This window comes from Bradyrhizobium sp. 195 (genome assembly GCF_023101665.1).
Lineage (GTDB): Bacteria > Pseudomonadota > Alphaproteobacteria > Rhizobiales > Xanthobacteraceae > Bradyrhizobium.
The window spans coordinates 7,785,712-7,808,127 of record NZ_CP082161.1 but is presented as its reverse complement, the minus strand read 5'-3'; the positions used below and the strand labels follow the sequence as shown (position 1 = coordinate 7,808,127).

The 22,416-nt window shown below is 64.9% G+C and carries 24 protein-coding genes and 1 tRNA gene; 14 read left to right on the top strand and 11 right to left on the bottom strand.

The features are described from left to right. Positions 1-2: 2 nt before the first annotated feature. Together IVB26_RS36430 and IVB26_RS36425 are read left to right on the top strand one after the other, a co-directional pair. On the top strand, positions 3-752 hold the full coding sequence (locus IVB26_RS36430) for a VOC family protein (protein WP_247973357.1): 750 nt from the start codon (positions 3-5) through the stop codon (positions 750-752). A gap of 177 nt (positions 753-929) precedes the next feature. Then, positions 930-3,044: an acetate--CoA ligase family protein gene (locus tag IVB26_RS36425; RefSeq protein ID WP_247969695.1), complete on the top strand. Its 2,115-nt coding sequence runs from the start codon at positions 930-932 to the stop codon at positions 3,042-3,044. 182 nt (positions 3,045-3,226) lie between these two features. On the opposite strand, the gene IVB26_RS36420 is transcribed toward IVB26_RS36425, so the two are convergent. The 3 genes from IVB26_RS36420 to IVB26_RS36410 are packed head-to-tail and all read right to left on the bottom strand — an operon-like array spanning position 3,227 to position 6,317. Beyond that, a complete protein-coding gene (locus tag IVB26_RS36420; protein WP_247006129.1) occupies positions 3,227-4,039 on the bottom strand; it encodes an enoyl-CoA hydratase/isomerase family protein in 813 nt (270 codons plus the stop codon). A gap of 40 nt (positions 4,040-4,079) precedes the next feature. After that, positions 4,080-5,240 carry an acyl-CoA dehydrogenase family protein gene (locus IVB26_RS36415; protein WP_247969694.1) on the bottom strand — a complete coding sequence of 387 codons (1,161 nt, stop codon included), beginning with the start codon at positions 5,238-5,240 and terminating at the stop codon, positions 4,080-4,082. A 15-nt stretch (positions 5,241-5,255) separates the two neighbouring features. After that, positions 5,256-6,317: an acyl-CoA dehydrogenase family protein gene (locus IVB26_RS36410; RefSeq protein ID WP_247969693.1), complete on the bottom strand. Its 1,062-nt coding sequence runs from the start codon at positions 6,315-6,317 to the stop codon at positions 5,256-5,258. 261 nt (positions 6,318-6,578) lie between these two features. On the opposite strand from IVB26_RS36410, the gene IVB26_RS36405 reads away from it, so the two are divergent. Continuing rightward, positions 6,579-7,364, top strand: coding sequence for an SDR family NAD(P)-dependent oxidoreductase (locus tag IVB26_RS36405; protein WP_247969692.1), 786 nt, complete (start codon positions 6,579-6,581; stop codon positions 7,362-7,364). Positions 7,365-7,491: 127 nt separating this feature from the next. Here the strand turns inward: IVB26_RS36405 and IVB26_RS36400 are convergent, their stop codons facing one another. Further along, positions 7,492-7,764, bottom strand: coding sequence for a GlsB/YeaQ/YmgE family stress response membrane protein (locus IVB26_RS36400; RefSeq protein ID WP_247969691.1), 273 nt, complete (start codon positions 7,762-7,764; stop codon positions 7,492-7,494). Between the two features lie 42 nt (positions 7,765-7,806). Beyond that, a complete protein-coding gene (locus tag IVB26_RS36395) occupies positions 7,807-8,388 on the bottom strand; it encodes a YidB family protein (RefSeq protein ID WP_247969690.1) in 582 nt (193 codons plus the stop codon). 161 nt (positions 8,389-8,549) lie between these two features. Here IVB26_RS36395 and IVB26_RS36390 point away from each other — a divergent pair, with 161 nt between their 5' ends. Further along, entirely contained in the window at positions 8,550-9,557 is a 1,008-nt protein-coding gene (locus IVB26_RS36390) for a 2-dehydropantoate 2-reductase (protein ID WP_247969689.1), read from the top strand. 18 nt (positions 9,558-9,575) lie between these two features. Next, on the top strand, positions 9,576-9,791 hold the full coding sequence (locus IVB26_RS36385; RefSeq protein WP_247969688.1) for a hypothetical protein: 216 nt from the start codon (positions 9,576-9,578) through the stop codon (positions 9,789-9,791). A 223-nt stretch (positions 9,792-10,014) separates the two neighbouring features. On the opposite strand, the gene IVB26_RS36380 is transcribed toward IVB26_RS36385, so the two are convergent. Continuing rightward, positions 10,015-10,635 carry a hypothetical protein gene (locus tag IVB26_RS36380; RefSeq protein ID WP_247969687.1) on the bottom strand — a complete coding sequence of 207 codons (621 nt, stop codon included), beginning with the start codon at positions 10,633-10,635 and terminating at the stop codon, positions 10,015-10,017. 229 nt (positions 10,636-10,864) lie between these two features. Between IVB26_RS36380 and IVB26_RS36375 the strand changes: the two genes are divergently transcribed. From IVB26_RS36375 to IVB26_RS36345, 7 genes are all read left to right on the top strand, one after another. Further along, positions 10,865-12,382, top strand: coding sequence for an AMP-binding protein (locus IVB26_RS36375; RefSeq protein ID WP_247969686.1), 1,518 nt, complete (start codon positions 10,865-10,867; stop codon positions 12,380-12,382). A 21-nt stretch (positions 12,383-12,403) separates the two neighbouring features. Next, the gene (locus tag IVB26_RS36370) at positions 12,404-13,042 is read left to right on the top strand and encodes an RraA family protein (protein ID WP_247969685.1); all 639 of its coding nucleotides are present in this window, start codon (positions 12,404-12,406) and stop codon (positions 13,040-13,042) included. Positions 13,043-13,308: 266 nt separating this feature from the next. Then, on the top strand, positions 13,309-14,043 hold the full coding sequence (locus tag IVB26_RS36365) for a hypothetical protein (RefSeq protein WP_247969684.1): 735 nt from the start codon (positions 13,309-13,311) through the stop codon (positions 14,041-14,043). 19 nt (positions 14,044-14,062) lie between these two features. After that, complete coding sequence (locus IVB26_RS36360; protein WP_247969683.1) at positions 14,063-14,434, top strand: dimethylsulfonioproprionate lyase family protein; 372 nt, start codon at positions 14,063-14,065, stop codon at positions 14,432-14,434. A 46-nt stretch (positions 14,435-14,480) separates the two neighbouring features. Further along, positions 14,481-15,437: a tripartite tricarboxylate transporter substrate-binding protein gene (locus tag IVB26_RS36355; protein ID WP_247969682.1), complete on the top strand. Its 957-nt coding sequence runs from the start codon at positions 14,481-14,483 to the stop codon at positions 15,435-15,437. Between the two features lie 97 nt (positions 15,438-15,534). Then, positions 15,535-15,611: transfer RNA gene (locus IVB26_RS36350), tRNA-Arg, on the top strand. 122 nt (positions 15,612-15,733) lie between these two features. Then, positions 15,734-16,873: an amidohydrolase/deacetylase family metallohydrolase gene (locus IVB26_RS36345; protein WP_247973356.1), complete on the top strand. Its 1,140-nt coding sequence runs from the start codon at positions 15,734-15,736 to the stop codon at positions 16,871-16,873. A 6-nt stretch (positions 16,874-16,879) separates the two neighbouring features. On the opposite strand, the gene IVB26_RS36340 is transcribed toward IVB26_RS36345, so the two are convergent. Genes IVB26_RS36340 through IVB26_RS36330 form a run of 3 tightly spaced genes read right to left on the bottom strand, consistent with a single transcriptional unit; the run spans position 16,880 to position 18,378 of the window. Continuing rightward, complete coding sequence (locus tag IVB26_RS36340) at positions 16,880-17,476, bottom strand: TlpA family protein disulfide reductase (RefSeq protein WP_247969681.1); 597 nt, start codon at positions 17,474-17,476, stop codon at positions 16,880-16,882. Then, on the bottom strand, positions 17,469-17,930 hold the full coding sequence (locus IVB26_RS36335; protein WP_247969680.1) for a DsrE family protein: 462 nt from the start codon (positions 17,928-17,930) through the stop codon (positions 17,469-17,471). Before IVB26_RS36335 ends, IVB26_RS36340 begins: the two co-directional genes overlap by 8 nt. Positions 17,931-17,949: 19 nt before the next feature. Next, positions 17,950-18,378, bottom strand: coding sequence for a DoxX family protein (locus IVB26_RS36330; protein ID WP_247969679.1), 429 nt, complete (start codon positions 18,376-18,378; stop codon positions 17,950-17,952). Between the two features lie 102 nt (positions 18,379-18,480). Between IVB26_RS36330 and IVB26_RS36325 the strand changes: the two genes are divergently transcribed. Beyond that, positions 18,481-19,365 carry a LysR family transcriptional regulator gene (locus IVB26_RS36325; RefSeq protein ID WP_247969678.1) on the top strand — a complete coding sequence of 295 codons (885 nt, stop codon included), beginning with the start codon at positions 18,481-18,483 and terminating at the stop codon, positions 19,363-19,365. An 18-nt stretch (positions 19,366-19,383) separates the two neighbouring features. Here IVB26_RS36325 and IVB26_RS36320 read toward each other — a convergent pair whose 3' ends face one another. Continuing rightward, complete coding sequence (locus tag IVB26_RS36320) at positions 19,384-20,529, bottom strand: acyl-CoA dehydrogenase family protein (RefSeq protein WP_247969677.1); 1,146 nt, start codon at positions 20,527-20,529, stop codon at positions 19,384-19,386. Positions 20,530-20,653: 124 nt separating this feature from the next. Here IVB26_RS36320 and IVB26_RS36315 point away from each other — a divergent pair, with 124 nt between their 5' ends. After that, positions 20,654-21,331, top strand: a complete 678-nt coding sequence (locus IVB26_RS36315) for an alpha/beta hydrolase family protein (protein ID WP_247969676.1) — start codon at positions 20,654-20,656, stop codon at positions 21,329-21,331. Positions 21,332-21,334: 3 nt separating this feature from the next. On the opposite strand, the gene IVB26_RS36310 is transcribed toward IVB26_RS36315, so the two are convergent. Then, on the bottom strand, positions 21,335-22,309 hold the full coding sequence (locus tag IVB26_RS36310) for a ketopantoate reductase family protein (protein WP_346732895.1): 975 nt from the start codon (positions 22,307-22,309) through the stop codon (positions 21,335-21,337). Positions 22,310-22,416 lie beyond the last annotated feature (107 nt).

The window sequence follows — 22,416 nt, the reverse complement described above, 5'->3', positions numbered from 1 at the left end:
CGATGGCGCCCTATATGCGGCTGCGACAGATCTGCCTGGTCGCGCCGCAGCTCGCGCCGGTCGTCTCCGACATCGCGGAGATCATGGGCCTTTCCGTCTGCTATCGCGACGGCAATGTCGCCAAATACGGCCTGGAGAACGCGCTGCTTCCGGTCGACACGATCTTGCTGGAAGTGGTTGCGCCCTTCAAGGACGGCACCACGGCCGGCCGCTTTATCGAGAAGACCGGCGGCCGCGGCGGCTATATGGCGATCTTCTGCTGTAACGATCCCGACGAGCGCGGGCGCAACGCCAATGCGATGGGCGTGCGCACCGCCAACGTCATCGACCACGCGCCCTATCACGGCGTGCAGCTCCACCCCCGCGACTGCCGCGCCGCCTTCATCGAGTTCAATCACACCGAAGGCAGCGACGACATCTTGGCGCCGTACCCGCCGGCAGGACCGGATTGGCAGGGGTGCATCCGCAAGGACGTGACGCAGGCACTTGCTGGCGTGGAGATGCAGAGCCCGGACCCGCAAGGCCTCGCGGAGCATTGGGGCAAGATCATCGGCGTTGCGCCGAGCGGCGCCGAATTGAAGCTGCCCAATGCGACCTTCCGCTTCGTGAAGGGCGCCAGCGAGATCATGAGCGCGCTGGAGTTTCGGGTGACTGACGTGGCTCAGGTGCTGCATGCCGCCAAGGCCAGAGGACTTGCGGTGGCCGGAAACGAATTTCTGCTGGGTGGGGTGACGTTCCGGCTTGCTGCTTGACCCCTTGCCTTCGTAGCTCTCAATCCGTCATCCTGAGGTGCGAGGCACGCGGTGCAACGCACCGCGTGGGGAGCCTCGAAGGATGAACGGCCCAGCTGGTGGCCGTGCATCCTTCGAGGCCTCCGCTTCGCTCCGGCGCCTCAGGATGACGGGTAACCATAAGAGCAGGGTTTCAACATGCCGCATCCGCTCGACAGCTTCTTCGCTCCCGCCAGCATTGCGCTGATCGGCGCCTCGCGCGATCACGAGAAGATTCCGGGCCGGCTGCTGTCTATGCTGCGCAAGAACGAGTATCCCGGAAAGATCTACCCGGTGAACCCGAACTACGCGGATATCGACGGGCTCGCCTGCTACAAATCGATCGCAGAGATCGGGGCGCCCATCGACCTCGCCGTCATCGTCATCCCGGCCCGCGCCGTGCTGGCCGCGCTCGAGCAATGCGCTGCCGCCGGCGTCAAGAACGCTGTCATCATATCCTCCGGCTTTGCCGAGGAGGGCGGCGACAGCGCGGCGATGCAGGATGCGATCGCGGCGCTGGCGAAGCGCACCGGCATGCGGGTTTCCGGACCGAACGCCGAGGGCTTCTTCAGCCAGGTGCATCGCGTGGCGGCGACCTTCAGTCCCGCCGTCGATGTCAAGCCCGGCGTGGTGCCGCTCGTTGCGACGACGAGGCGGATCGGCATCGTCGCGCAGAGCGGCGGTATCGGCTTTGCCTATTATCATCGCGCGCGGGCACTCGGCCTCGCCGTCAGTTATGTCGTCAGCGCCGGCAATGAATCCGATCTCGGCGCTGGCGAGTTCCTGGATTATCTGGTGCAGGATACTTCGACCGATGTGATCCTGCTGTTCATCGAAGGCATCCGCGACGTCGAAAGGTTTCTGGCCGCCGCCCGGCTCGCGGCCGAGCTGAAGAAGCCCGTCATCGTGACCAAGGTCGGCCGATCCGGCGCAGGTCAGCGCGCGGCGGCCTCGCATACCGCGAGCATGACCGGCTGGTCGGCGGCCTATGATGCGGTGTTTGCGAAACACGGCTTCATCGTCTCCAACGATCTCGATGAGGCGCTGACGATCGCGGCGCTGCTTGCCAGCAATCCGCTGCCGAAGGGCGATCGCGTTGCCGTCGTCACCGTCTCCGGCGGCGCTGGCATATGGGGCGCCGATGCCGTGGCGCTGCAAGGCTTGCAGGTGCCGGAGCTATCCGAACCGATCCAGGCGGGGATCAAGCAGTTGATGCCGTCCTATGGCACGGCGCGCAATCCGATCGACGTCACCGCGCAGGGCGTCACCTCCGGCGGCCTGCAGAAGAGCGTCGACGTGCTCACCGCCTCCGACGAGGTCGATGCGATCCTGGTCGTGCTGTCGCTGTCGAGCGAGGTGCGCAAGCCGTTCAAGGAAGAGGAATTGAAACCAGTGCTGGCCGCGCAGCGCAAGCCGGTAATGTTCTATTCCTACACGGTGCCATCCGACTTCGCGCGCCGTGAGCTCGCCAAATCCGGCGCCGTGGTGCTCACGGGCCTTACCCATGTCGGCGTCGCGATGCGGCAGCTCGTCGACTGCGCCAGTTTCAAGCTGCCGCCGCCTTCGGACGTCGCGCGGCTGCCGGCGCGCGATCTCTCCGCGCATCTGAAGTCGCCGGTCCTGTCCGAGGCCGACAGCAAGACATTTCTCCGCGCCGCGGGCCTCACGCTGCCGGACGAAGTGCTGGTGAAGGACAAGAGCGAGCTCGACGAGGCGGTCGCTCGTGTCGGCTTCCCCCTGGCGATGAAGATCCAGTCGCCGGATATTGCTCACAAGAGCGAAGTCGGCGGCGTGCGCGTCAACATCACCACCAAGGGCGAGGTGTTTCTGGCATTTGAGGCCCTGCTGGACAATGTGCGCAAGCATCGGCCCGAGGCGGACATTCAGGGCGTACTGGTCGGGCCGATGGCGCCGAAGGGCGTCGAGATCATCGTGGGCACGATGACGGATGAGACCTTTGGTCCGATGGTGATGGTGGGCCTCGGCGGCATCACGACGGAGCTGTTTCGGGACGTGGTCTATCGTCCGGCGCCGGTGAGTGCGGACGAGGCCGGTGCGATGCTGGCGGGCTTGAAGGCGGCGCCGCTGCTGAACGGCTTTCGCGGAGCCGCGAAGGCGGATGTCGCGGCACTGGCGCAGCTGATCGCGGATATCTCAGTGCTTGCCGCCCGACATGCTGGCGAGATCGCGGAGATCGAGCTCAACCCGGTGCTGGTGCACCCGGAGGGGCGGGGTGCGACGATCGTCGATGCGCTGGTGGTGGGGCGGAAGTAGCTGGCCGCAAGCACCGTTGTCGTCCCGGGGCGCGAAGCGAACCCGGGACCCATAACCACAGGGAGTGGTTTGGCGAAGACTCGGAGTTATCAGCTTGCGACACAACTTCTCCCTGGGGTTATGGGTCCCCGCGTTCGCGGGGACGACAGCCAGAGTGCCGGAGCGTCAGCGCAATACGTCGACTACCGTCCCCTAAAATTCGCCGCGCGCCGTTCTTCCGTGGCCTTGACGCCTTCCTTAAAATCTTCCGTCGCGCGTAGCCTGGTCTGTTCGGCGAGCTCGTGATTGGTGGCGGCCATGACGCGATCAGCCAATCCCGCACGCATCGTGGCGCGGGTTGAGAGCAGGCCGAGCGGGGAGCATTCGGCGATCTCGCCGGCGAGCTTCATCGCGGCCGCCTTGACCTGGTCCTGCGGCACCAGCTCATTGGCGAGGCCCCATTTGACCGCTTCCTCGCCAGTGACGCGGCGGCTGGTGTAGAACATCAGTTCGGCGTTGTTCTTGCCGATCAGCTCCGGCAGCGTCGTTGTCAGGCCGAAGCCGGGATGGAAGCCGAGTTTTGTAAAGTTCGCGGAGAAGCGCGCCTCGGGGCAGGTGACGCGGAAATCGGCGGAGACGGCGAGGCCCAACCCACCGCCGATGGCGGCACCCTGTACGGCCGCAACGATCGGCTTCTTGGCGCGGAAAATACGCACGGCCTGGATGTAGAGATGGTTGATCGCCCCGAGGCTGTCGGCCGGGTCGCCCTTCTTGTCGGCTTCGCGCGCCTCTTGCGCCTGACGCGCCGGGTCCTGGAAGTTGGCGCCGGCGCAGAACGCCTTGCCCTGTGCCGACAGCACCGAGGCCCGGATCTCGATGTCGCGGTCGAATTCGTCGAGCGCGTCCGCGATCTGGTTGATCAGCGAGATGTCGAAGAAGTTCAGCGGCGGGCGCCGAATCTCGATGGTGCCGACGTGCCCGACTTTCTCGACGCCGATATCTTTGTAAGTGCTCATGATAGTCCTCGATTGATTAGCGCAAACCAAGTCCGCGCGACTAGCGCAGCCCAAGTCCGCGGGCGATGATGCCGCGCAGCACCTCGGTGGTGCCGCCCTGGATGGTGAGTTTCGGTGCGGTCTTGATGGCGAAGTCGAGTTGCCGCTCCAGCGTCTCGCGGTTGGTCGCGGTCTCCTCGACGAAGGCGGCGAGATCGCGCACGCGGTGCGGCAGCTGCTGCTCCCACACCGTGCCGATGTCCTTGACGATGGACGCCTCGACCACCGGCTCCTTGCCGGCTTCCAGCATCCCGGCCACGGAGACCGACATGCGCCGCATGGTGTGGAGCTGCGCGACGAGGCGGCCGATGCCTTCGGCGCTGCGCGTATCCGGGTTGGGGCCGACCGCGCGCACGAGCTCGGTCAGCACGTAATAGGTTTCGAGGAAACGCTCGGGACCCGAACGCTCATAGGCGAGCTCGCTCGTCGCCTGCTTCCAGGCGCCGTCGACCTCGCCGAGCACGTGATCGTCGGGGACGAAGAAGTCGGTGAAGACGACCTCGTTGAACTCGTACTGGCCGGTGATCTGGCCGATCGGGTTCACCTGGATGCCCGGCTGCTTCATCTTGACCAGGAACTGGGTCAGGCCATGACGGCGGTTTTCCTTGGTCGGCTGTGACGTCCGGAAGATCGCGATCATGTAGTCGGCGATGTGCGCCGACGAGGTCCAGATCTTGGTGCCGTTGACGAGATAGCCGCCGTCGGTCTTGGTCGCGCGGGTCTTCGCGGCGAACAGGTCCGAGCCGGAATTCGGCTCGCTCATGCCGATCGCAAAGCAGATCTCGCCGCGGCAGATCCGCGGCAGGATCTCCATCTTGATATGCTCGGGCGCGTATTTGATCAGCACCGGCCCGCTCTGGCGGTCGGCGACGAAGAAGCGCCGCGTCGGCGCGTTGGCGACGCGCATCTCTTCGGTCACCACGTAGCGTTCGAGGAAGGAGCGCTCCTGGCCGCCATATTTCTTGGGCCAGGTCATGCCCAGCCAGCCCTTGGCGCCGACCCGGCGGGAGAATTCCGGCGCGTCGGTGTCCTCGCGGTTGGGCTTGTGCGGATCGAAAGTGCCGGCGGCGATCTCCTCGGCGAGGAAGGCGCGCACTTCCTTGCGCAATTGCTCGCACTTTTCGGGCAGCCGGATCGGATCGAAACGTAGGGCAGCGGTCATGGTTTCTCTCCCTGATCAGCGCGACGCCACGAGCGGCCACAATTCGTCGGCGCCGCGGTTTGCGACCAGCTTGCCGAGCTCGACGGCCCAGTGGCTCTCCGAGCCGAAATCGTCGCGCCAGGCCAGCGCCCGCAGCGAATAGCGGTGCAGGATGTGCTCAAGCGTGAAGCCGATCGCGCCGTGAACTTGATGCGCGATGGCGCCGCCCTTTTCCGCGGCTTCCGCGCAGCGGATCTTTGCGGAGGCGGCTTCGAGATAGACCTCGTCGTCAAAACTCGTCGCGTTCGCGATGGCGTCGGCCGCAGAGGTTGCAGCCGCAAGGGCCGCGGCGGATTCACCGGCGAGGCGCGCCAGATTGTGCTGCACCGCCTGGAATTTCGAGATCTTCTTCTCGAAGGCGACGCGCTCGTTGGAATAGCGCACGGAGATGTCGAGCATCGATTCCAGCGCGCCCGCAATCTGCAGGCTGCGCGCAACGCCGCCCATCAGCATCATTGTGGTCTGGTCAAAGCCCTTCGGTGCGGCCTTGAGCGTGACGGGCTGCACCTTGTCCAGGGTCACGGTGTCGCTGTGGTCGTAGCCGACATTGAGCCCCGCCTCGACCCGCGCCTTGGCGGCGTCGACCAGCGCGATCGAGACGCCGTCCTTGCCATGTGCGAGCACGGCAAAATGCTTGGCCGCCTTCGCAAAAGGTACGCCGCGGGCGCGGCCGGAGAGTGAACCGTCGGCATCCAGGGTGATGCGATCCTTCGGCGATGCCGGCAGGACCGTCATCTCGCCCTCGGGCGAGGCGATCTTCGCCTGCGCCAGCAGCCAGCCCGCCAGCATGGTCTCGGCCAGGGGAACCGCCACGGCGAAGCGGCCGGCGGCGTTCAGCAGCGCAAAGCCATCGGCCAAGCTCGCGCCGGAGCCGCCGAGATCATCGGGCACCCAGGACAATGGCAGGCCGGCTTCGCTCAGCGCCTGCCACAGCGGCCCCTGCCAGGAATTCTTGTCGTTGTTGATCTCTTGCGGATCGGCAAGATCGGCGAAGATCTTCTCCGCGGTCTCGACGACGATGTTGTCACTCTCCGCCACAGCGTTCCCCGTGTTTTGCCATTGGCGCGTCCCGCCTGGTTGAGCGAACCGCGCAGGTCTTCTTGCGCCCGATGATCCGAAAAAGCCATGGCCCTGACAAGCGTTGATCGCAGGTCAACCTGCGGCGCAGGCATGGGCGAAGAGCCGACAGGGGCTAATTCCGCTTAGCGGAGTTTGCTCGATTTGCAGGGCGCGGCAAACTCGCTAAACAAGGTCAGCTCTTTTCAAGGCTTGCATCAGAACCAGGGGAAGGAAATCCGGATGGCCAAAGACAGCTTGTGTGCAATCGTGACGGGGTCTGCCTCGGGCCTTGGCGCTGCGACCGCGGAAATTCTTGCGCGCAGCGGGGCGCGGCTCGTCATCAACTATTCGTCGAGCCAGAAGGAGGCCGAGGCCACGGCAGAGCTCTGCCGCAAGGCCGGCGCTGCGGAAGTCCTCGTCGCGCAGGGCGACGTTTCCAAGGACGAGGATTGCCGCAAGATCGTCGCGGCCGCCAGCGGCTGGGGCCGGCTCGACATCCTCGTCAACAATGCCGGCACCACCAAGCATGTCGCTCACGCCGATCTCGACGGCTTGTCGGCTGAAGATTTCCAGCGCCTTTACGGTGTCAACACCATCGGCCCGTTCCAGATGGTACGTGCTGCGCGCAGCCTGCTCGAGGCGGGCGCGAAGGCGTCGGGGAGGCCCTCCGCCGTGGTCAACATATCCTCGGTCGCCGGCATCAGCGGCGTCGGCTCGTCGATCGCCTACGCCGCGAGCAAGGGCGCGCTCAACACCATGACGCTGTCGTTGTCGCGCGCGCTGGCGCCGCTGATCCGCGTCAACACGGTCTGCCCCGGCTATATCGACACGCCCTGGTTCACCAAGGGCCGCGGCGAAGCCGGCGCCAAGCAGGTGCGCGACAGCGTGGTGGCGAAGGTTCCGCTGAAGGTCGCATCATCAGCGGAGGACATCGCGCAGCTCGTCAGCTTCCTGGCGATGCCGGCCTCCAGCAACATGACCGGCGAGGTCGTTCGCATGGATGCAGGGATGCATTTGATTACGTGAACTCGTCATTGCGAGCGCAGCGAAGCTATCCAGGAATCTCTCCGCGGAGACACCCTGGATTGCTTCGTCGCAAGAGCTCCTCGCAATGACGTCGCGTGGGGCGGCAGCGTGCCAACGGCCTATATCGCTACCCCTTGATCACGCCGCTCGCCACAAGCCGGTGCCAGATGAACAGCACCGCCACTGCGCCAATTGTGGCCATGATGAAGCCCGCACCCTGGTCAGGACTGTAGTGACCGATCGCCTGGCCGACGAAGGTCGCCAGGAATGCGCCGGCGATGCCGAGGATGGTGGTGAGGATGAAGCCGCTCGGGTTATTCGGTCCCGGCGCCAGCCAGCGCGCGATGAGGCCGGCGACGAAGCCGACGACGATGATCCACAACAGGCCGCCCATGCTCATGAGTGTGCTCCCCTTCCCGAAAGCGCGTCGATCAAAGTACGATTAAAGTCTGCCCGAGATCTCGTTCTCGGTTGGCAGCCGTCCGTCCGGCGTCAAATGGTCGATCACCTGCGGCAGATATTGGCTGAGCCCGTTGAGCAATTCGTCGCGCGACAGGCCGCTCTGGGCTGACAGGCTCTCGATCTGATCGGCGCCGAGTGCGTTCGCGAGATCGCCGGGCGCGATGGCCTTGTTCTCGCCCTTGCCGACCCAGGAATTCGCGGCATCGCCATGGCCGCCCTGCTGGAGCTGGTTGAGGAGATCGCCGAGCCCGCCGCTAAGCACTGTTCCGGCCGCGCCGCCGGCGAGCAAGCCGCCGAGCCCGCCCTTGAGCAGGCCTCCGAGACCGCCAAGACCGCCGCTGTCCGCGGTGTTCACGTTCACCGGCGGAGGGGCGGGCGTCGGCGACGGTTGCGGCGCGGTGCCGGACTGGTTCGCGGTCATGTGCTTGAACGCCTTCCAAGCGAGCAGGCCAAGCAGCGCCATGGTCATCGGCGACATGCCGCCGGAGGATTTCTCGGAGCTCGGCGTAGAGGGGCCGCGGGGGCCGTTCTGCATGCCGTTGAGGACGTCGAGTAGACCCATGGTGCTCTCCTTTGGCGTGTCGTTCGGCGAGCGCTCGCCGCTGACTGCCCCGGCGCAAAAACATATGAGCCTCTCATGACGGTTACAAGGCGGATGCGACGTGATGGGCAGCCGGTCTCGCCTCTGCTATCGAGGACGGGTCGTTCAGGGAGCAAGGCCAGGTGATGACGGATCGACCGATCGTGTTGGCCGGCGCGGGTGCCATCGGCTGCTTCGTCGGCGGCATGCTGGCGGCCGCGGGCCGCCGCGTCGCGCTGCTGGTGCGGCCGCGGGTGAAGACCGAGATCGAGCGGTTCGGCCTGCGGCTGACCGATTTCGACGGCTCCGAGAAGAAGCTCGGTGCGGGCCAGCTCGCGCTGTCGGAGGATCCTTCGATCTTCCACAGTGCCGGCATCGTGCTGGTCACGGTGAAGAGCGCCGATACCGCCGATGTCGCGGACCAGATCGCACGGCATGCGCCCGAGGATGCCGTCATCGTCTCGCTTCAGAACGGCGTCGGCAATGTCGCGGTGCTGCGCGAGCGGCTCGGCCGCCGCCGCGTGCTCGCCGGCATGGTGCCGTTCAACGTGATTGCGATGGGTGAGGGGCGCTTCCATCGCTCGACCTCCGGCGACATCCATATCGGCGAGGATGCCGAGAACACGTCGGCGGCGCTCTCGGTGCCCGGCCTTACCATGCGCGCAAGCGGTGATATCACCGGCGTGCAATGGGGCAAGCTGATCATCAATCTGAACAATGCGCTCAGCGCGTTGTCCGACATGCCGCTTGCCGCGCAACTGGCCAACCGCGACTGGCGCAGGCTGTTCGCGGACCAGATGGCCGAGGGGCTCGCCGCGCTGAAGGCCGAAGGTATCGCGCCGGTCTCGGCGACGCCGATCCCGATGAACTGGACGCCCGCCTTACTGCGGCTGCCCGACCTGATCTTCAACGCGATCCTGGGACGGACCATGAAGATCGATCCCGAGGCGCGCTCCTCGATGTGGCAGGACCTGAAACAGGGCCGCAAGACCGAGATCGACTATCTCCAGGGCGCGGTCATCGCGCTCGCCGAGCAAAACCATGTCGACGTGCCGCTGATGCGCCGCATTGTTGCGCTGATCAAGCAAGCCGAGGCGGCCGGCAACGGACCGCCGCGGCTGACGCCGCCGCAGATCCGAGGCGTGGCTTGAGTGCGAGGGAGGAACGTGATGAAGCGTGGTTTTGTAATCGGGCTCGCGCTTGCCGCGTTCTGCGGCGCATCGACGCTCGCTCACGCGAGGCCGCCGACGGTCATCAACTCTCCCGGTTATGATAGGCGATTGCAGGAGAGCCGGTCGCAGTTGGGCAGCTCGCCGACGGTAACGGCGCCGGCGGATGTGCCGGTGGCCAAACCGAAGCACGGTAAGAAGAAGCGCACGAAGTGAGGGTGGGAGCTGATCTCCATCCAACTCGTCATTGCGAGCGCAACGAAGCAATCCAGAATCCCGCCGCGGAAAGACTCTGGATCGCTTCGCTGCGCTCGCAATGACGGCTTGTAGGGTGGGCAAAGCGAAGCGTGCCCACCTCTCTCAATCATAAATGAATGGTGGGCACGGCGCTTTGCGCCTTTGCCCACCCTACGGTCATCTCGCAATGACAGCCGCTACTTCAGCTCTTCTTCGCCGGCTTACTCGGGGTCGGGTTGAACAGCTTCTTCAGATCGTTCAAGCTTTCCGATAGCCGCGGCCATTCGCAGGAGAACGAGCCCTTGGTGCAGGTGGCGCCCTTCGGCCGCTGGCCGGCGGTCTGCTGCACCTTCGGCCGCTCGGCGGGGATAGGCACGCGCTCGACGTCGGTTCGCAATGCGACCTGCTCCAGTTGCCGCGCCTGTTGCTCCTGCTGCTCGCGCTGTTGGCGCGCGGTTGCCTGGGCGGCTTCATTAATGCGCCGCTCTTTGGCGAGATAGGCGGTATAGGCTTCGTCGATCTTCTTCTGCTCCTCCGGCGTCGGGTTAGGCCCGGCGATGTCGAAGGTGCGATCCTGCAGGAAGTCGTAATAGGAATAGCCTCCGCCTGGCTTGCGGCGGCCGGCAAACTTGGCGTTGCAGTTGGCAAGCGCAGATGTCTTCTCGGCCTTGGTCGCGGCCTTCTCGGCTGCGTCGGCGCATTCCTCGAAGTCGACCGGCGCGCGCTTCCACCATTGCGCCTGCGCATGCGGTAGCGTCAGCAGAAGACATCCTGCTGCAACGAGAAGCAGCGCCGCACGACGCAATGCAATCACGGACAACATTCTACGAGAGCATTCCCTGCAAACTCAACCCGAACTGAGTCGAGCCAGATTTTTGCCTCTTTATCGCCGGCTTGTCACCCATGGAACCCGGGAAATTCATGGCTGCGATGCTGACATTTTGTGCTTGACGTGGCGCAGGAGTCACAGCGTCGCGCTGACCGGCTGCTACACTCCGCCCCGCGAGCGCCTCATCCGAGGCGACGCCAAGAAAACGAAATGGAAACACCTGATGTTGCTTCCCCTGTCCGACGTGCCGCGCTGGTACGCTGAGCGCAAACCACACGGCACGATCGCCGTCCGCCATGGGCAGGACGCGCTGACATGGGACGAACTCGAGCGCGGTGCCAACCGGCGCGCGCGGGCATTCGCGGCCAAGGGCGTCAAGCCCGGCGATTTCGTTGCGATCGGATTGCCCAACGGCAACGCGTTCTTCGAGACCTCCTTCGCGGTGTGGAAGTGCGGGGCGACGCCGACCTCGCTGTCATGGCGGCTGCCGCGCGGCGAAGCCGCCGCCGTACTCGACATTCTCAAGCCCGCGCTGGTTGTCGGCGGCGAGGCCGACTGGAACGCGCCGAACCGTCTGCCGGCTGATTTCGTGCCGGAGGGATTTTCGGACGAGCCGCTCAATCCGCCGGTGGCACGCTACTGGAAAGCCATGACCTCAGGCGGCTCGACCGGGCGCCCGAAAGTGATCCTCGACCATCATCCGGCGGTGACCGACACCGTCGCCGCCCCGCCGCTCAACATGCCTGTCGGCGCCTCGCTGCTCAATCCCGGTCCGCTCTATCACAACGCGCCGTTCATCGTGTCGCATTACGCGCTGTTCACAGGCGGCCGGCTCACGGGTCTCGTCAAGTTCGATGCCGAGGAGACGTTGCGGCAGATCGAGCGCGAGCGCGTGCAATGGGTCAATTTCGTGCCGACCATGATGCACCGGATCTGGGCGCTGCCGGAGAGCGTGCGCAACGCCTACGATCTGTCGAGCCTGAAGACCGTCTTCCATATGGCAGCTCCGATGCCGCCCTGGCTGAAGGAAAACTGGATCGCCTGGCTCGGCCCCGAGCGGATCTGGGAGCTCTATGGCGGCACCGAGCGCCAGGGCTCCTGCATCATCTCAGGCACGGAATGGCAGACGCACAAGGGCTCGGTCGGCAGGATCGGCGAGATGGCACGCCTGCGCATCATCGGCGAGGACGGCAACGACGTCGCGCCCGGTGAGACCGGCGAGATCTATTTCCTCAACAATGACGGCAAGGACGCCACCTATCACTATCTCGGCGCCGAGCCGAAGCGCCGCAGTGATGGCTGGGAGTCGCTCGGCGACATCGGCCGGCTGGATGCGGACGGCTATCTCTATCTCGGTGACCGCCTCGCCGACATGGTGCTGCGCGGCGGCGCCAACATCTATCCGGCCGAGGTCGAGGCCGCGGTCTCCGCTTGCCCCGGCGTGCGGTCCTGCGTGGTGGTGGGATTGCCCGATCCGGAATTGGGCCAGCGCGTGCATGTCATCATCGAGCCGGAGGGCGATGCCGATGGCCAGACCATCGCCGACGGCATGGCCGACTTCCTGAAGGACAGGCTCAGCCGCTACAAGCACCCCGAGAGCTTCGAGGTCGTCAGCGCCCCGCCGCGTGATGATTCCGGCAAGGTCCGCCGCACGCTGTTGCGCGACGAGCGCGCAGCGTGGTTGAAGGAAGGGCGCGCCTTCCGGATTTGGCCGGCGAAGGCGCGGGCGCACGCCGAGTAAGGCAAACCCGGAAGGACTGACATGACGATCACCATCGCAGCGAACAGCGTGCCGAAGCCGCCGGCCGAGATCATCGAGGGCTTTCGGAATGCGCCGACCTCGGTCATTTCAGACAATCTCGCGCGGCTGCCGGGCGCGGTCGGCCTGAAACCCTATCACCGTGGCGGCAAGCTGGTTGGCACGGCCTTCACGGTGCGTACCCGACCGGGCGACAATCTCGCGATCCACCGCGCGCTCGAACTGGTCGGTCCCGGCGACGTCATCGTGGTCGATGGCGGCGGCGACGAGACGCGCGCGTTGGTCGGCGAGATCATGAAGAACATCGCGCAATGGCGCAAAGCCGAAGGTTATGTCATCGACGGCGCGATCCGCGATGTCGCGGCCTTCGCGGCCGACGACTTTCCCTGCTATGCCCGCGCCGTGATCCATCGCGGTCCCTACAAGAATGGTCCCGGCGAGATCAACGTGCCTGTGACGATCGGCGGCAGCGTCATCTCGCCCGGCGACATCGTCGTCGGCGACGAGGACGGCGTGGTGTCGTTTCCTGCCGCGGGCGCCGCCGCGCTGCTGGACGCCGTCCGCGCCCAGGTCGCGCGCGAGGAGGAGACATTGAAGGCGATCCGCGAGGGCCGCTACCAGGGGTCGTATGGCAAATCCTGATTCAATCGCGGCTTAAGTCAAAGCGGTGGCCGAGTCGGTCGCAAGCCGTCGGCCATTGCCAGCTTCGAAACTGATTTCATAGTCCTTGTTTAGACCAAACTGTCTCATGCTTTTTGACGCTGGAGATAATTCAAGTGGCGAGGAAGTACGCGATCGTCCTGCCTTGCTTTCTCCTTCTGTTGATCTCTGGAAATTTCGAGATTGGTTCGCTGGAGCGGCCGCCTCATCCGGTGGTCAAGGCCGCGTCGGCCCCTACTGAGCGACGAATGACCGAAGACGCCTACGCAACAGCCAACGGTCTCTCTCCAGGTGAGGTGCGAGAGCGCTTTGCGGCGAGTGGAGTCCTGCGATGTCCGGGCGGAGCCAGCAGCGCTCAGGTCACCGGAGCGCGCGACGTGATCACGACGGCGGCTCACGCTTTTCGGGATCTTTGCAAACCGAATACGCCACCCGAGAAGTGCATCTTCGAGTACTATCGGGGAACGGAGAGGCGGATCATTCCTCTATCGGCGACGCTATGGATGGGCATCTGCGCGGATGCTGCCCCAAGAGCGGTCGTCAGCGATTGGGCTGTCGCAAAACTCGCGTTTCCCGCGGAAGTGACGCCTTACGAGATCTACGAACGGACGGAAATTCTGGCCGAGCTGGAGCGTGTTCTGGCGGTCGTCGGTTATGATATCGAAGCCATGGGAAAGAAGGACAAATTCGGGCAGTTCAACAAGACGATGCAGGAGTGTCAGGTTCGCAACGTCAGGGACTGGTCGACATTTGAAACGAACTGCGAGTTTGAAGTTGGGGCGTCCGGTAGCGCCTTGTTTCGCATGCGGGACAATCGAATGACCCTGTTTGGCGTTCTTAGTGGCGACCATCACGATAAAAACTATTGTCCGAAAGGCGGCTGCGACTACAAGGCTGGGCGTTGGTCCAGCGTGTACGTGACCTTGAAGGGCGAGTTCAAAGATCGGCTTCTGACTGTCGTGAGCCAGTCTGCCGCACAATAAGCGTAGAAGGGAGAACGGCTTGAGCCAGAAGGACGAATTTCACAATATCGATGATGCCAGCGACGGGCTCTTCCGCGAGCTCGCGGCGGGAGTGACGACGCGCATCTTCTCCGGCGAGCAGGCGATGCTGTCGGTGGTGACGCTGGCCCCGCATGCGCGAGGCACGCTGCACCATCATCCCGAGGAGCAATGGGGCGTGCTGCTCGACGGCTCCGCCATCCGCGTCCAGGGCGACGAAGAGATCCCGGTGAAGAAGGGCGATTTCTGGCGCACGCCGGGCAACGTGCCGCACACCATGCGCGCCGGCCCCGACGGCGCGCGGGTGCTGGACATCTTCAGTCCGCCTCGGCCAGAATACAGAAAAGCCGGGTCCGGTTTCGGCACGACTTGAAGCGCCAAAGAGCAAAAGCCGGGCGCAGAACCAAAGGGAGGGGACCATGACGATCACACGACGGGCGCTGCTCGCTGCGCCCGCCATCCTCGCGATGGCACCGGCAAGTGCGCAGGCCGGCAAGATCACGCTGGTGGTGCCGTTTCCGCCGGGCGGCTCGACCGATGCAATGGCGCGGCTGCTGCAGAGCAACCTGCAAACCAGGCTTGGCCGCATCGTCGTGGTCGAGAACAAATCGGGCGCCGCCGGCGCGCTCGGTGCGGCGCAAGTCGCCAAGAGCCCGGCGGACGGCTCGACCTTCCTGGTCACCTTCGATTCCCACGCCGTGATTCCGTCCATCCTCGACAAGCCGCCGGTGGATGTCGAGCGCGAGCTGATGCCGGTGCTGCTGATCGGCACCGCGCCTTACGTGATCGCGGCCGGTGCCGACCGTCCCTATAGGAGCTTTGCCGACGTCGTGGCGGCCTGCAAGGCGAAGCCCGGTGCGGTGAAATATGCCTCCGTCGGCATCGGCACGCTCGGCCATCTCGCCATGACCGTGCTCGGCAGCAAGGCCGGCGTCGAGATCATGCACGTGCCCTATCGCGGCGGCGGGCCGGCGATGAACGACGTGCTCGGTGGCCATGTCGATCTCATCGCGGGATCGGCGGCGCTGGTCGCCGCCCAGCTCGGCACCAACATGCTGCGTCCAATCCTGCAGCTCGGCCGCGAGCGGCTGCCGGCCCTGCCTGATACTCAGACCGCGATCGAGGCGGGCTTTCCCGATTTCGAGACGCTGGCCTGGTGGGGCATCTTCGCCCCCGCAGGCACGCCGCCGGACATCGTCGCAGCCTTCGCGGCAGCGTCCAAGGAGATCCTGAGCGAACCTGCGACCGCCACCCAGCTGAAGGAGACGCAGCACATGACGCTGCTGCTCCAGGACGGTGCCGCCTTCAAGACCTTCTTCGACAAGCAGGTCGCCTATTGGGGCAAGGTGGTGAAGGACAATAATATCAGGGCATAGCCGGTAGACTCCCGCAATCGGGGCGCGGAGGGCTTCCGGTCCCGTCGCCGCTTTGATATGAACGCCTCAAGGCAACCCGTCGACGAGCGGGTTCCGCGGTCCCGTAGCTCAGCCGGATAGAGCGACGGTTTCCTAAACCGTAGGTCGGAAGTTCGAGTCTTCCCGGGATCGCCAGTCTGACATCAGCCGTCGCCACTGCGCGACAAGCTCTTCGGCGCAAGATTTGCTAGAAGCAGGGCCTCCCTTCTAGGCTGACTGCCGCAGGCAGTCTTATCGCCACACCTCCGGAGACCATGATGCCTTTCGATCTGATCCTGCGCGGCGGCCGCGTGGTTGACCCCTCGCAGAAGCTCGATGCCGTGACCGATGTCGCCTTCGCCGGTGGCAAGGTCGCCGCCATCGGTACCGGGCTCAAGGCCGATCCCGGCACGGATGTGCGCGATGTCTCGAAATACGTCGTGACGCCGGGACTGATCGATCTGCACACCCATGTCTATTGGGGCGGCACGTCACTCGGCATCGATGCCGAGGAATTTTGCCGTCTCTCCGGCGTCACCACGGCGGTGGATACCGGCAGCGCCGGGCCCGGCAATTTCGCGGGCTTCCGCAAGCATGTGATCGAACCGAGCCAGGTCCGCATCCTCGCTTATCTGCACGTCTCGCATGCCGGCATTTTCGGCTTCTCGCACCGGATCATGGTCGGCGAGAGCGAGGAGCTGCGGCTAATGAATCCGATCGAGGCCGCCAAGGTGGCCGATGCCAACCGTGATCTCATCGTCGGCATCAAGGTGCGCGTCGGTTTGCACTCCTCGGGTACGTCGGGAACGGTGCCGCTCGACATCGCGCTCGAGGTCGCCGACGAGGTCGGCATGCCCCTGATGGCGCATATCGACCATCCGCCGCCGAGCTATGAGGAAGTGCTGGCGCGTCTGCGTCCCGGTGACGTGCTCACCCATGCGTTCCGTCCCTTCCCCAACACGCCGGCGACCGCGCAGGGCACGGTGAAGAAGGCCGTGCTAGATGCGCGCGAGCGCGGCGTGCTGTTCGACATCGGCCACGGCAAGGGCTCGTTCGCCTTCAAGACCGCGCGCGCGATGCTCGCCAATGGCTTCTATCCGGATACGATTTCCTCGGATATCCACCAGCTCTGCATTGACGGCCCCGCGTTTGACCAGGTGACGACCATGTCGAAATTCCTGTGCATGGGCATGGAGCTGTCCGATGTGATCGCGGGCTCGACGGTCAATGCCGCGATGGCGCTGCGGCGCCCCGAGCTCGGTAGCCTCAAGCCCGGCAGCGTCGGCGACGCCACGCTTGTTACGATCAGGCAAGGCCAGTTCGATTATGAGGACGTGGTCGGCGAGCATCTGATCGGCGACCGCAAGATCGTGTCCGAAGGCGTCGTCATCGGCGGCCGCTGGTGGCATCCGAATTGAGCGGCGCTAACCCTGCTCGCGATAGAATTGCAGCAGCCGCGCGCCGGCCGGTGAAAGCCAGTCGGGCGCACCGGTGATGTAGCCTTCGACGCGACCGCTGGTGCCGATGAGATAGGTGATGGGCATGCCGAGGATGGAGAACGTCGCTTTGGACGCTTCGGCCGCTACGCCGTAGGCATCGACATAACAAGCGAGATTCTGCACCGCGAGGCCGCCGAGAAATGTGCGGATCTTGCGCAGGTCTTTGGTGTCGGTGCAGATCGCGACAATATCGAGCCGGTCGGGCCGCGATCCCGCAAGGCTCGCCAGCATGGGCAGATCGAGTTTGCAGGCCGCGCACCAGGTCGCCCAGAAGTTCACCAATGTGACGCGGCCCGCCTTCGCGGTGACGACGGCATCGCGACCGTGCAGGTCCTGAAGCCTGAGCTGCGGCATCGGCGCGCGCGGCCGCACCAGTGTGAACTGGCTGCGGCCGGCCTCGAACACCGGCGGCCAGCTTTCCTGCGCGTGGCCTGCCTGCACGGAAGCAAGAAGCGCCGGCGCGGCCATCAGGATCGATCGCCGCGACAGCGCCGGACCGGCTTTGAGCGTCGCCTCACGCATGAATATAGGCCCAGCCTTTGAGTTGCAGATCGACGACGCGCCCGATACCGAACGGCACGAGGCTCGCGCCCGATATCAGCGGAATTGAGACCTGCTCCTTGGCTTCCGCGATCGCCTTGGACGAGGCGCACATGCTGTAGGTCAGGTTGGGCAGCGACTTCCGCAGCGTCGCCAGCGGCTCGACCAGCGGCGACTTGTCCGCGCGGAAGACGTCGATGCCCTTGCCGTTGGCGACGACCTCGATCAGCAATTTCGCGCCCCTGTCGGCAAAATGCTTGGAGAGGTTGGCCGAGTAGCTGATCGCGTGCCCCATGACATAGGGCTCGTTGCTGTCGATCAGGATCACGACGCCGTCGGCAAGGCGATCCTCCTTGGCCGCGGCGGTCCCGCCGGCCGTGAGGATCGCGGTGCCGGCGAGCAGTCCCCTGCGGGACCATCCATTGGCAGAGATCATTGTGCGGCGTTCCCGTCGGTCAGAACTGGCGCGGAGTGATCGGCGCCTTGCCGTTGCGTCCCCACAGCACGAACAGGCTGAGCGCGAGCAGGACGAGGTTGAGCGGTGTCGTTGCGGCTTCGCCGCGCGAGAGATGGAAGACGAATGCGAACACCTGCAGCACGGAGCAGCCCAGCGCGGCCAACACCGTGAGTCGCGGCAGGATCCGGGTCAGGGCAGGCAGAAGAATGCCGATGCCACCGGCGAGATCGACCAGGGCGACGGAACGGACGAACGTTTCGGAATACTCGCCTGCAAATGGCATCATCGCGGCCAGCTTGGGAATTGGCGTCGTCAGCTTGACGAACCCGGCCGAGATGAAGACGGCGGCGAGGACGATCTGGGCGGCCCAGAGGCCGATGCGAAGGGCGCGGCCGGGGGTGGGGGTCTCGAGGGTGGTGGCAGACATGGTGGTTCTCCAGGAGGTGAGGTTGCCACCATTTGATGGTTTCTCCATTTTTGATCATTATATGTTTTGGGATAGGTTCATTTCCTAGGTGTTGATGATCTCATGGATTCCCTGGTCAGCATGAGGGTGTTTTGCCTGGTCGCCGAGCTGAAGAGCTTTGCGACCGCGGCGCAGCGCCTGCGCATCTCGCCCGCCATGGCGAGCAAGCACGTGATGCAGCTCGAGAAGCGGCTGGGCACGCGGCTGCTTAACCGGACCAGCCGGCGCGTCAGCCTGAGCGAGAGCGGCACGCTCTATTTCGAGCAGGCGCGGCAAATGCTGGATTCGCTCGACGAGGTCGAGGCCGCCGTCAGCCATGCGACGGTCGTTCCGCGCGGCACGCTGCGGCTGACCGCGCCGGTGTGGATGGCGAACACGATCTTCGCGGGCGTATTGGCGGACTACCAGGCGCGATACCCGGATGTGCGGCTCGACATCGATCTCAGCGGGCGGCTGGTCAACCTCGTGGAGGAGGGATTCGACCTGGCCCTGCGCGCGACCGCCGCGCCCGACGAGGCGCTGATCGCGCGCCCGATCACCAACGTTCCGTTCTACATGGTCGCCGCGCCGGCCTACCTCAAACGCGCAGGGCGCCCGGCCAGGCTCGCCGATATCGCCGGCCACGCGCTATTGCATTACGCGCTTTATCCCGGCGAGAGCTTTTCCTTCGAGGGCGAGAACGGGCCCGAGACCATCAAGCTCGATCCGGTGCTGCGCAGCGCCAACGAGACGCTGCTGCACATGGCGGCGCTCGAAGGTATGGGCCTCGCCTTCCTGCCGAAATGGCTGGTCGCCGCGGACATCAGCGGGGGGCGTCTCGATCACGTCATGCCGGAGCAGGTCATCTTCGAAGGAAAGCTGTTCGCGGTCTATCCGAGCCGCAAATATCTCTCCGCGAAGGTGAGGACCTTCATCGACTTCATCGCTGCCGACAAGCGGATGAAGTAGCCGCTCACGGCAACCGGATCACAGCGACCTCGCGATCAACAGCTTCATGATCTCGTTGGTGCCGCCATAGATCTTCTGGATGCGGGAATCGATGAAGATGCGCGAGATCGGGTATTCCTGCATGTAGCCATAGCCGCCGAACAGCTGGAGGCATTCGTCGGCGGTCTGGACCTGCTTGTCCGAGCACCAATATTTCGCCATCGAGGCCGTGACGGTGTCGAGATCCCCCGCGACCAGTTGCTCGATGCACCAGTCGACGAAGACGCGCGCGATCATCGCCTCGGTCTTACGCTCGGCGAGCGCGAAGGCGGTGTTCTGGAAATCCATCAGCGGCTTGCCGAAGGCCTTCCGCTCCTTGGTGTAGTCGACGGTCAGCTTGACCGCGCGCTCCATCGCGGCGACGGCGCCGACCGCGAGCGCGAGGCGCTCCTGCGGCAATTGCTGCATCAGCTGGACAAAACCCTGGCCCTCCTCCTTGCCGAGCAGGTTTTCGGGCGGCACCGTGACATTGTCGAAGAACAGCTCTGACGTGTCGGAAGCGTGCAGGCCGATCTTGTCGAGGTTGCGCCCGCGCTTGTAGCCGTCCGCGCCTGCAGTCTCGACCACGATCAGCGAGATGCCTTTGGCGCCGGCATCGCCGGTGCGCGCGACCACGATAACGAGATCGGCGGCCTGGCCGTTGGTGATGAACGTCTTCTGGCCGTTGATGACGTAGGAATTGCCCTGCTTCTTCGCCGTGGTCTTCACGGCTTGCAAATCCGAGCCGGTGCCGGGCTCGGTCATGGCGATGGCGCCGACCATCTCGCCTGAGGCCATCTTCGGCAGCCAGCGCTTCTTCTGCTCCTCCGAGCCGTAATTGAGGATGTAATGCGCCACGATGGCGCTGTGCACGGAGACGCCGGTGGTCAGCTCCGGCACCGTGCTTTCGAGGTCGTCCAGCACGGCGGCGTCATAGGCGAAGGTGGCGCCCAGGCCGCCATATTCCTCCGGCACGCTCGCCAGCAGCGCGCCCATCTCGCCGAGCCCGCGCCAGGCGAAGCGGTCAACCATCTTCTGCTCGCGCCATTTCTCGGCATGCGGCGCCAGATCCTTGGCAAGATATTTCCGGAACTGGTCGCGGAAGACATCGAGCTCTTCGGTCATCCAGGAGGAGCGGTAGGACATGATCACCTCGGTTGATACGGCCTAGGCTTGGTAGGCCAGCTAGCTGCGGCAATTATTGTGTTTTCAGGCTGCGCCGGTGACGCTACCAAGGCGGCCGTAACAGCTTCTGTCGGGATGGTTGATTGTGGCTGGCAAAACAAAAGAGCTCAAGCTCGACATCGCGCGTATCGGCACCGTCTCCGCGATCCTGACGCAGCCTGACAACGCACGCGCCTGCTACGTGCTGGCGCACGGCGCGGGCGCCGACATGCGCCATTCGTTCATGGACAAGGTCGCAGTGGGCCTCGCGGAGCGCGGGATTGCGACGTTCCGTTTCAATTTTCCCTACATGGAAGAAAAGAAGGGACGTCCCGACCAGCCGGCGGTTGCGCACGCCGCTATCCGCGCGGCCGTCGAGGAGGCGGCGCGGCTTTGCCCCGGGGTGAAGCTCATTGCGGGTGGAAAATCGTTCGGTGGCCGCATGACCTCGCAGGCGCAGTCGAAGGCGCCGCTGGCAGGCGTGAAGGGGCTCGCTTTCCTCGGCTTTCCCCTGCATGCCGCCAAGAAGCCGTCGTCCGAGCGCGCCGAGCATCTCGCCGGCATCGCGATCCCCATGCTGTTCCTGCAGGGCACGCGCGATGAGCTTGCCGATCTCGGCCATCTCAAGCCCGTCATCGCGTCGCTCGGGGCGAAGGCGACCTTGCATGAGATCGAAGGTGGCGATCATTCTTTCGCGGTGCTGAAGAAGTCGGGCCGCACCAATGACGAGGCGCTCACCGAGGTGCTTGATACGCTCGCGGCGTGGATCGACCAACTCGCCTGAGGCTCAGGCCGAGTAGAGCCCCTTGTCGCGCGCCTTCTGGACCGCGAGCGCGGCGATCAGGTCGAGCGTCGGGGTCGACAGGCCGGCGGTGCGCGCGAAGGCGGCGGGCGCCCTGACAAGCACGTCGATCTCCATGGCGCGGCCGAGCTCGTAATCCTGAAGCAGTGACGGCTTGTGGTTGGGGGCGGGGCCGCTGCGCGTGACGCGCTTGACCTCGGGAATGAAGTGCTGGGCGATATCGTTGGCCTCGTTCAGCATGCGCGGAATGACCTCAGTGAAAGCAGGGTCGTCGCGCACGCCGCGTGCGGTTTGGCCGGTGAGCAGGCACAGCACCGACAGCGACATGTTGGTCAGCAGCTTTGACCAGATCGCCTCGCGGATTTCCGCCACCGGCGGCGATTCAAGCCGGGCGTCGTTGAAGACGCCGCGCAGCTTGGTGATCCGCTCGCAATTGCGGTCGTCGCATTCGCCGATCAGCAGACGGTTGCGGTCCGGGGTGAGGTTGTGCACGACACCGGGCGCGGTCACCTCGTTGGACGAGAAGACGACGCCGCCGATGATCCGCTCCTTCGGAATGCAGGCGCGCAGCCGCCCGCCGGGGTCGAGGAAGGAAATGTCCGGCGGCGTCGGATGCCGCGGCGGCAGGCCGATCCCGTACCACCAGGGAATGCCGTTCTGCGCGAACACGATGGCGGTGTCGTCCTGCAGCAGTGGCTTGATGCTGGAAACCAGCCCCGGCAACGCGGTTGCCTTTAGCGTCGAGATCACGACGTCCTGCGGGCCGAGCTGGGCTGGATCGCCTGAGGCGTTCACCTTGGCGCTGACCTCGGAATCGCCGACGCGCAGCTTGAGGCCGCCTGCGCGCACCGCCTCGAGATGCGCCCCGCGCATGACGCACGAGACGTCATGGCCGGCGCGCGCCAGCCGGACCGCGATGTGGCTGCCGACGGCGCCCGCGCCGAAAATGCAGATGCGCATGATGATTCTGTCCTGTCCCTGGGTGCCATCGGGCGGCAGCATGACACAAGCCGCCATGCGATGGACGCGACCGCCCCACGCTGGAAAGATATGGATCGGGACGCGTT